The organism is Photobacterium sp. MCCC 1A19761 (assembly GCF_037389125.1).
Lineage (GTDB): Bacteria > Pseudomonadota > Gammaproteobacteria > Enterobacterales > Vibrionaceae > Photobacterium.
The window spans coordinates 38,253-47,115 of sequence record NZ_JAZGTF010000042.1 but is presented as its reverse complement, the minus strand read 5'-3'; the positions used below and the strand labels follow the sequence as shown (position 1 = coordinate 47,115).

General features: G+C 56.0%; 7 protein-coding genes and 1 rRNA gene. 3 read left to right on the top strand and 5 right to left on the bottom strand.

What is annotated here, in order from left to right; genetic code table 11:
• The 4 genes from VV869_RS23020 to VV869_RS23005 all read right to left on the bottom strand — a co-directional run.
• Positions 1-66 (bottom strand): 16S ribosomal RNA (locus tag VV869_RS23020); the annotation flags it as partial.
• A 314-nt stretch (positions 67-380) separates the two neighbouring features.
• Positions 381-905, bottom strand: a complete 525-nt coding sequence (gene hemG, locus VV869_RS23015) for a menaquinone-dependent protoporphyrinogen IX dehydrogenase (protein WP_337737275.1) — start codon at positions 903-905, stop codon at positions 381-383.
• 9 nt (positions 906-914) lie between these two features.
• Positions 915-2,372 (bottom strand): TrkH family potassium uptake protein, encoded by a 1,458-nt coding sequence (locus VV869_RS23010; protein ID WP_337737274.1) that lies wholly within the window; start codon positions 2,370-2,372, stop codon positions 915-917.
• 32 nt (positions 2,373-2,404) lie between these two features.
• Complete coding sequence (locus VV869_RS23005; RefSeq protein ID WP_337737273.1) at positions 2,405-3,037, bottom strand: YigZ family protein; 633 nt, start codon at positions 3,035-3,037, stop codon at positions 2,405-2,407.
• A gap of 235 nt (positions 3,038-3,272) precedes the next feature.
• Between VV869_RS23005 and fadB the strand changes: the two genes are divergently transcribed.
• From fadB to acuI, 3 genes are all read left to right on the top strand, one after another.
• Entirely contained in the window at positions 3,273-5,435 is a 2,163-nt protein-coding gene (gene fadB, locus VV869_RS23000) for a fatty acid oxidation complex subunit alpha FadB (protein ID WP_337737272.1), read from the top strand.
• Positions 5,436-5,451: 16 nt separating this feature from the next.
• The gene (gene fadA, locus VV869_RS22995) at positions 5,452-6,618 is read left to right on the top strand and encodes an acetyl-CoA C-acyltransferase FadA (RefSeq protein WP_337737271.1); all 1,167 of its coding nucleotides are present in this window, start codon (positions 5,452-5,454) and stop codon (positions 6,616-6,618) included.
• Between the two features lie 163 nt (positions 6,619-6,781).
• A complete protein-coding gene (gene acuI / locus VV869_RS22990) occupies positions 6,782-7,762 on the top strand; it encodes an acrylyl-CoA reductase (NADPH) (RefSeq protein WP_337737270.1) in 981 nt (326 codons plus the stop codon).
• A gap of 68 nt (positions 7,763-7,830) precedes the next feature.
• Here acuI and VV869_RS22985 read toward each other — a convergent pair whose 3' ends face one another.
• Entirely contained in the window at positions 7,831-8,805 is a 975-nt protein-coding gene (locus VV869_RS22985) for a LysR family transcriptional regulator (protein ID WP_337737268.1), read from the bottom strand.
• Between the last annotated feature and the right edge of the window lie 58 nt (positions 8,806-8,863).

The window sequence follows — 8,863 nt, the reverse complement described above, 5'->3', positions numbered from 1 at the left end:
CTCGACTTGCATGTGTTAGGCCTGCCGCCAGCGTTCAATCTGAGCCATGATCAAACTCTTCAATTAAAGTTTTGGTGTTTCCGAAGAAACGGCTCAGTGATTACTGATAAATTGACTGTGCCGATATAGCCGAAGCTATGTCGTATTGGTCACTCAGTTCACTGATAAATCTTTTGACTATCATTTCACGAGTGCCCACACAGATTGCATGGTCAAATTGTTAAAGAACTTGTTTTCACAACGTTTCTTTCGAACCGTTTTTCGTGACAACGGAGGCGCATTATAGGGAGATATTTTCCCGGCGCAAGGGGTTATTTTGATTTTTTTTATCAAAGATCACCAAGCGCACAAAAAACACCCAAAAGTGTGATAAATCGCACTTAAAACTGCTGAAAACGCTGCGCAAACTGCGAAACCTTGTCCCAGTCCGTGTATTCCACTTCTTTTCGGGTATCCGTTTCTCCGCCGGTTAATCGCATAATGAACTGAATCATCACCCGATCAAACCAACCGTATCGCGGGTAGCGCAAGGCGCCAGCGAATACTGCCTGTAGTTTGGGATGCCACGGCGACTTCTGCAGAAACTTCTTCATATAGACGCTGGTTTCCGGCGTATTCTTCCCTTCTTTGCGGGCCGTCAGATTGACGCAGAAAAAACCGGCTTTATGCGTTTCTAAAGCTTTTTGGTGGATATCGATGAATTGATACAGTTTCTTATTCAGATGACCATACCGGATCGAGGCGCCAATCAGCACTTTCTGGTAACCACTGAAATCAATGTCCGGGAGCGTGTTCAAATCCACCAGCTCACACTGGTACCCCTCACCGAGCGTCTGCTCTATATGGCGAAGAATTTTCACCGTCTGCCCATCGCTACTTGAATGAAGAAGTAACACCTTTTCCATTCTCTCTCCTTAGTTACGCCAGAATGTCGGCGTAAATAACACCAATAATGTAAAGATTTCCAAACGACCAAACAGCATGGCAATCACCAAGACCCACTTGGCCCCGTCATTAATTTCTCCAAAATGGACCGCAACCTGGCCAAGACCCGGCCCCAGGTTGTTGAGCGTCGCCGCCACTGCTGAAAAGGCCGTCAGCTCATCCAGCCCCGTAGCGATTAGCGCCAGCATACAAATCACAAACACCAGCGCGTAAGCGGAAAAGAATCCCCAGACCGCATCCACCACTTGTTGCGGCAGCGCCTTGCGGCCCACTTTAATGGTATAAACCGCGCGGGGGTGGACCAATCGCTTCAGCTCACGCTCGCCCTGCAGCATGAGCAGTAAAATTCGGATCACCTTAATGCCGCCCCCGGTCGAGCCAGCACAGCCGCCAATAAAGGAAGAGAACAGCAGCAGGACCGGCAGAAACAGCGGCCACTCCGAAAAACTGGTGGTGGTAAAACCGGCCGTGGTTGAAATCGATACCGTCTGAAACAGCGCTTGGTCAAACGTTTCAAATGTCGACCCGTAAGACTGGTGCTTGATCAGCAAGCCAAAGCAGATCAGGAACAGAATCAGCTGAATGCCAAGAAACGTCCGGAACTCCGGATCCCGCCAGTAGGTTCGCAGGTGTACCCCGCCATTGGCAAACGCAGCAAAATGCAGCGAGAAGTTACAGGCCGAAATCAGCAGAAATACAACCGTGATCAGGTTAATCGCCTGGCTGTCGAAATAGCCCATACTGGCGTCGTGGGTCGAAAACCCCCCGATGGCGATGGTCGAAAAACTATGTGAGATCGCGTCAAAAACCGTCATTCCGGCCAGCCAAAAGGCAACCGCACAACAGATGGTAAGCGTCAGATAGATGTACCACAGGGTTTTGGCGGTCTCCGCAATCCTGGGTGTCATTTTGGCATCTTTGACCGGCCCCGGGATTTCTGCCCGGTAAAGCTGCATCCCCCCGATCCCCAGCACCGGCAAAATGGCAACCGCCAGCACGATGATCCCCATGCCACCGAACCACTGCAGCAACTGGCGATAAAACAAAATCGCCTTCGGCAGTTCATCCAACCCCACAATCACCGTCGCCCCTGTGGTCGTCAGCGCTGAAAATGACTCAAAGAAAGAATCGGTAATGGATAAGTCGGGGGTTTTCGACAACAGAAACGGGATCGCCCCCGCACTGCCGATCACCGTCCAGAACAAGACAACAATGACAAAGCCGTCCCGGGCTTTCAATTCACGGCGGGAATGGCGATTCGGCAACCAGAGCAGGCCACCCCCGGCTAATAATAAGCAGAACGTGACGACGAACGGAAAACCGGCCCCGTCACGATAAATAAATGCCACCAGCGCCGGAGCCAGCATGGTGACACTGAAGAGGGCCAGCAACAGCCCGACGATTCTGATAATGGAACGAAATTGCATAGCCTACGCCGGCTCTCATCTGGTTATTCGGGTTATGATGTCGACACATGAGGTAACACAACCGGGCAGATCTGCCCACCGCTGCGGTTGGTCAGCTTGGCCATCAAGGCCGCCACGCAACGGCTATCCACTTCCATGGTCATCTCAATCTCTTGGCCAAAATCAGCAGTGAGCTGACGACCGGCATACTCGGCGAGCAATGACTCCACCAGCGACATCTGATTATACGCACAGCGCAGGTGAAGTACCGAAGTGATTACTTTTTCTTTGGTTTGCAGCACAGTTAGCGCTTGCTGGACTCCACCGCCATACGCTTTCACCAACCCGCCGGTGCCCAATTTAATGCCACCGGAATAACGGGTGACCACCGCGGTGATCTCACCGACGCCCGAGCCGCTCAGCTGCGCCAGGATCGGTTTGCCGGCTGTCCCCGACGGCTCGCCGTCATCACTGAATCCCCACGACATCGAGTCCGACGGCCGGCCGGCCACAAAGCCCCAGCAGTTATGACGGGCATCACTGTGCTTACTTTTGATCTGCTGTACGAACGTTTTGGCCGCCTCGATGCCCGGGGTATGCGCCAGGTAGGTAATAAAGCGGCTTTTCTTGATCTCTTCCTCAAATGTCACCGGCGCCGCCGGGACCGAATAAGGTTCCGATTCCATCTTTGTGATCACACTGCCAAGCGTAAAAAAATAATCGCTCAGGATAACACAACAAAGGCCTGAGCAAACTCACAATCCGGAATGCAACTTTCTTGCGCACCGGAAAAAGTTAAACATTTGTTTAAAATAAGTGTTGTAATTGTTTTTGGACGGGTTCAGACTATTCTTTAGCCTGACAACAGGTCAAACCAGTTAAATCAATTCGGCACAGAACCGGAATTCACGGAGATAGAACATGATTTACCAAGGTGAAACCCTATCCGTAAGCTATCTGGAAGATGGCATTGCGGAGCTTAAACTCAACGCCCCAGGCCCTATCAATAAGTTCGATTTAAAGACCCTGGAATGCTTCAACGAAGCCCTGAATGCCCTTTACCAACAGCCAGACCTCAAGGGCCTGCTGCTGACTTCGGTAAAAGATGCATTTGTTGTCGGTGCTGATATCAAAGAGTTTCTCGGCCTGTTTGCCAAACCTGCGGACGAGCTGTCGCAGTGGCTCACCTACGCCAATGACATTTTTAACAAACTGGAAGATTTGCCGGTCCCGACCCTGTCCGCCATTAACGGCCATGCCCTGGGCGGCGGCTGCGAGTGTGTGCTGGCGACCGACTTCCGTCTGGCAGACAACACCGCCCGCATCGGCCTGCCGGAAACCAAACTGGGGATCATGCCCGGTTTCGGCGGCACTGTGCGCCTGCCGCGCCTGATTGGCGCCGACTCTGCGATGGAAATCATTACGGCCGGTCAAGATAAGAAAGCCGCCGATGCCCTCAAGCTGGGGTTGGTCGATGGCGTAGTCGCACCGGAAGCCCTGAAAGATGCCGCCCTGGCCATGATCAAAGACGCCATTGCCGGCAAACTAAACTGGCAGCGTCGCCGCGCGCAGAAGAAAGCGCCGCTGACCCTGAACAAAATCGAAGCGACCATGAGCTTTACCATGGCCAAAGGCATGGTCAGCCAGGTCGCCGGTCCGCACTACCCGGCCCCGATCACCGCCGTGATCACCATTGAAGAGGCAGCCCGTTGCAGCCGCGATGAAGCGCTGGCCATTGAAAACAAACATTTCGTCACCCTGGCTAAGTCCGATGTAGCTAAAGCCCTGGTAGGAATTTTCCTCAACGACCAACTCCTTAAAGGCAAAGCCAAGCAGGCCGCCAAAGCGGGGAAAGCAACCCAAAAAGCAGCCGTCCTGGGTGCCGGGATCATGGGCGGCGGTATTGCCTACCAGTCAGCCCTCAAGGGCGTGCCGGTGCTGATGAAAGACATCGCCGATGCATCGCTGGATCTGGGGATGGGCGAAGCGGCCAAACTGCTCAACAAGCAGCTTGAGCGCGGCCGCATCGACGGCCTGAAGATGGCCAAAGTGCTCTCGGCCATCCATCCGAGCCTGCACTACACCGGCATTGAAGCCACCGACGTGGTAGTCGAAGCGGTGGTCGAGAACCCGAAAGTTAAAGCTGCGGTCCTGGCCGAAGTTGAAGCTCAGGTCGGCGAAGACACCGTAATTGCCTCCAACACCTCGACCATTCCGATCAACCAGCTGGCCCAGGCACTGAAGCGCCCGGAAAACTTCTGCGGCATGCACTTCTTTAACCCGGTCCACCGGATGCCGCTGGTCGAGATTATTCGTGGTGAGCACACGTCGGAAGCAACCATTGCCCGCGTCGTGGCCTATGCCGCCAAGATGGGGAAATCACCGATTGTCGTCAATGACTGTCCGGGATTCTTCGTCAACCGTGTCCTGTTCCCGTATTTCGCCGGGTTCAGCCTGCTGATGCGTGATGGCGCAGACTTCACCAAAATCGACAAAGTCATGGAGAAGCAGTTCGGCTGGCCGATGGGCCCGGCGTATCTGCTGGATGTGGTGGGGATTGATACCGCGCACCATGCTCAGGCCGTGATGGCCGAAGGCTTCCCGGATCGCATGGGCAAAGATTACCGCGACGCAGTTGATGTGATGTTTGACGCCGAACGTTTCGGCCAGAAGAACGGCAAAGGCTTCTATGCCTACACCCTCGATCGCAAAGGCAAGCCGAAGAAAACCGTCGATCCGGCAACCGCAGACCTGCTGGCCCCGGTCGTCAGTGCCACGGCAGAATTTGAAGCCGACGCCATCATTGCCCGAATGATGATCCCGATGGTCAACGAAGTCGTCCGCTGCCTGGAAGAAGGCATTATTGACAGCCCGGCAGAAGCCGATATGGCACTGGTGTACGGCCTGGGCTTCCCTCCGTTCCGTGGCGGTGTGTTCCGCTACCTGGATACCCTGGGACTGGCCAACTATGTCGCCATGGCCGAGCAATACGCGCACCTGGGCGCTGTCTATGAAGTTCCGGCCGGCCTGAAAGAGAAAGCCGCCAAGGGTGAAACCTACTACCACGTGCAGACCAACGCTTAAGGATGAGGGATAAGAAATGAATAACGTCGTAATTGTTGATTGTATCCGTACCCCAATGGGACGCTCGAAAGGCGGTGCGTTTCGCAACGTCAGAGCCGAGGATCTGTCTGCTCACCTGATGCAGGGGCTGCTGGCCCGTAACCCGCAGGTCGACCCGGCCGCGATTGAAGATATTTACTGGGGCTGTGTGCAACAGACCCTGGAGCAAGGATTCAACGTTGCCCGCAATGCTTCCCTGCTGGCTGGCATCCCACACACTGTTGGCGCAACAACCGTCAACCGTCTGTGTGGCTCTTCAATGCAGGCCCTGCATGATGCCGCGCGCACCATCATGGTCGGCGACGCTGAGATCTGCCTGATTGGCGGCGTGGAGCACATGGGCCACGTGCCGATGAACCACGGCGTCGATTTCCACCCGGGTCTGTCCAAGTCTGTCGCCAAGGCTGCCGGAATGATGGGCCTGACCGCGGAAATGCTGGGCCGGATGCACGGGATCAGCCGCGAGATGCAAGACAACTTCGCCGCCCGCTCCCACCAGCGCGCCTACGCAGCAACTCTGGAAGGACGCTTCAAGAATGAAATCTTGCCGACCGAAGGCCATGACGAACACGGCGCGCTGAAACTGTTCGATTATGATGAGGTCATTCGTCCGGAAACCACGGTCGAAACCCTGGCCGGTCTGCGTCCAGTCTTCGATCCGGTCAATGGCACCGTGACGGCCGGGACTTCCTCAGCGCTGTCTGACGGTGCATCGGCGATGCTGGTGATGAGTGAAGCCAAGGCCAAAGCCCTCGGTCTGACCATCCGCGCCCGGATCAAGTCCATGGCGATTGCCGGCTGCGATCCATCCATCATGGGTTACGGTCCGGTGCCGGCCACCCAGAAAGCCCTGCAACGGGCCGGCCTGACCATGAGCGACATCGATCTGGTCGAACTGAACGAAGCCTTTGCGGCCCAATCGCTGCCATGTGCCAAAGATCTCGGCCTGCTGGATCACGTCGATGAGAAAGTGAACCTCAACGGCGGCGCCATCGCCCTGGGCCACCCGCTGGGTTGCTCCGGCTCGCGGATCTCAACCACGCTGATCAACCTGATGGAGCATCAGGATGCTCAGTTCGGTCTGGCCACCATGTGTATCGGTTTAGGCCAGGGGATTGCCACCGTGTTCGAGCGCGTGGAATAAACCCAACTCAGTCGATGAAGCCCGCAACTGCGGGCTTTTTTTGATCTGGATTAACTATGCGCTTACCACATAGATCAGATGATTAAGTTTCATTTTTTTCATAGTTATTTGGCGTCTACACTCAAAGCCAATACAAGACGCTTAAAGATCTCGGAGCATCCCTATGTTTAAAGCTTTGGTACTGAACCAGCAAGACAAACAAACCCTGGCCGCCGTTGAGCAACTCGATGACAGCCAGCTGCCAGCAGGCAATGTCCTGATTGATGTCGACTACTCCTCCCTGAACTATAAAGACGGCCTGGCGATCACCGGTAAAGGTAAAATTATCCGCCAGTTTCCGATGGTGCCGGGGATTGATCTGGCGGGCACCGTGGTTGAATCGGAGGATGATCGCTACCAACCGGGCGATCAGGTGGTGCTGACCGGCTGGGGCGTCGGTGAAACCCATTGGGGCGGCATGGCAGAAAAAGCCCGTCTCAATGCCGACTGGCTGGTCCCGCTGCCGAAACACTTCGACGGCAAACAGGCGATGATGATCGGGACTGCCGGTTTAACCGCGATGCTGTGCGTCCAGGCCTTGGTCGATGCCGGCATTACCCCGGAATCCGGCGAAATCCTGGTCACCGGTGCCAGTGGTGGCGTCGGATCTGTCGCCGTCACCCTGCTGGCCCAATTGGGTTACCAGGTCGCTGCGGTGACCGGCCGGGCCGCAGAGAACGGTGAATGGCTCAAATCTCTGGGGGCCACCCGAATTGTTGAGCGCCGCGAGCTGGAAGAGCCGGCACGCCCGCTCGAGAAACAGCTCTGGGCCGGTGCCGTGGATACCGTCGGCAGCAAAGTGCTGGCCAAAGTGCTGGCTCAGATCGACTATCACGGCGCCGTCGCCGCCTGCGGCCTGGCGGGTGGATTCGACCTGCCGACCACCGTGATGCCATTCATCCTGCGCAATGTGTCGCTGCTGGGCATCGATTCGGTGATGTGTCCGTTTGATAAACGCCAACGCGCCTGGCAACGCCTGGGCGAGCTGCTGCCGGCAAGCTATTTTGAGCAGGCCTGCCGTGAAGTGAGCTTAGAAGAAGTAGCTGAGTGCGCCGAAGCGATCACCAACGGCCAAATCACCGGACGCGTGGTGATTAAGCCCTAAACGAATACCCACGACAACCATCAAAATGACGACCTTGGCCAGCTTCATGCTGGCCTTTTTGGCTGCGATCAGCCCTGACCATCAGCCTGCTCACCGGCCGTGTTCGACAGCCCCATCTCATCGACACGGCGGGCGATCAGCTTCCCGCACTCTTCCTTGATCAAATCCCGCAACCAGATTTGTGCAGCCGAATGCTCACAGCGCGGGTGCCAGATCAGGGAGTAGTCGAACGGCTCAAACGCGAACGGCAGCGGTTTGACCACCAGGTTGTGCTTTTCTGCTACCAAATAGGCCAAATCGGCCGGCACCGTCATGATCAACGGCATGGTCTCGACCACCGCCAGGGCGGCTTCTAGGTGATAGGCCCGCAGCGACAGTTTCCGCTCCGGGTAACCGCGCAGCGCCTCATCAATCAGTGCCTTCACTCCATCACTGATCGCGATCAACGCATGGGGATAGGCCAGGTAATCGGCCATGGTCAACGCCCGAGCGGCCAGCGGATGCTGCTGCGACAACAGGCAAGACACGCCAACCCGGCCGAGGTGCGCGCGACGCAGCGGCGCAATCGGCCCGGTCGGACGGCAAATGGCCATATCGCAGCCATCGGTGGTGAGCTGCGTAAGAATATGATCATGTTGCAGGGGAGCAAACTCCAGCGAGAGATGCGGGGCTTCCTGATAAATTCGAGGCAAGGCAAACGGCAGGATGGTTTGCATTGCATAGTCGGTGGTGGCAATCACAAACTGCTGCTCGCATACGTCGGGGCGAAAATCACTCGGCGTCAACAGGCTGCGCATCGCCTCAAGCGGCGCGTTCAGTTGCTCGCTCAGCTCCAGTGCACGATTGGTCGGGATCAGTCGTTGTCCCTGCCGGGTAAACAAGGGATCGCCCAGCAGCTCGCGCAGTCGCCCCAGGACTCGGCTCATCGCCGACTGACTTAAGTTCAGCCGTACCGCGGCTTTGCTGACACTACCTTCTTCCACCAGCACCTGGAGGGCGACCAGCAAATTGAGATCGCGGCGATAGATATCTTCCAGCTCCATATCACACCTGTACCCACTGCTAAACTGCCATTATCACCCGCCCCATAAAAAAAAACCC

Coding starts and splice junctions, on each gene's coding strand:
- hemG (WP_337737275.1), bottom strand. CDS start 905: ATGGAAAAGGTGTTACTTCTTCATTCAAGTAGCGATGGGCAGACGGTG.
- VV869_RS23010 (WP_337737274.1), bottom strand. CDS start 2,372: ATGCAATTTCGTTCCATTATCAGAATCGTCGGGCTGTTGCTGGCCCTC.
- VV869_RS23005 (WP_337737273.1), bottom strand. CDS start 3,037: ATGGAATCGGAACCTTATTCGGTCCCGGCGGCGCCGGTGACATTTGAG.
- fadB (WP_337737272.1), top strand. CDS start 3,273: ATGATTTACCAAGGTGAAACCCTATCCGTAAGCTATCTGGAAGATGGC.
- fadA (WP_337737271.1), top strand. CDS start 5,452: ATGAATAACGTCGTAATTGTTGATTGTATCCGTACCCCAATGGGACGC.
- acuI (WP_337737270.1), top strand. CDS start 6,782: ATGTTTAAAGCTTTGGTACTGAACCAGCAAGACAAACAAACCCTGGCC.
- VV869_RS22985 (WP_337737268.1), bottom strand. CDS start 8,805: ATGGAGCTGGAAGATATCTATCGCCGCGATCTCAATTTGCTGGTCGCC.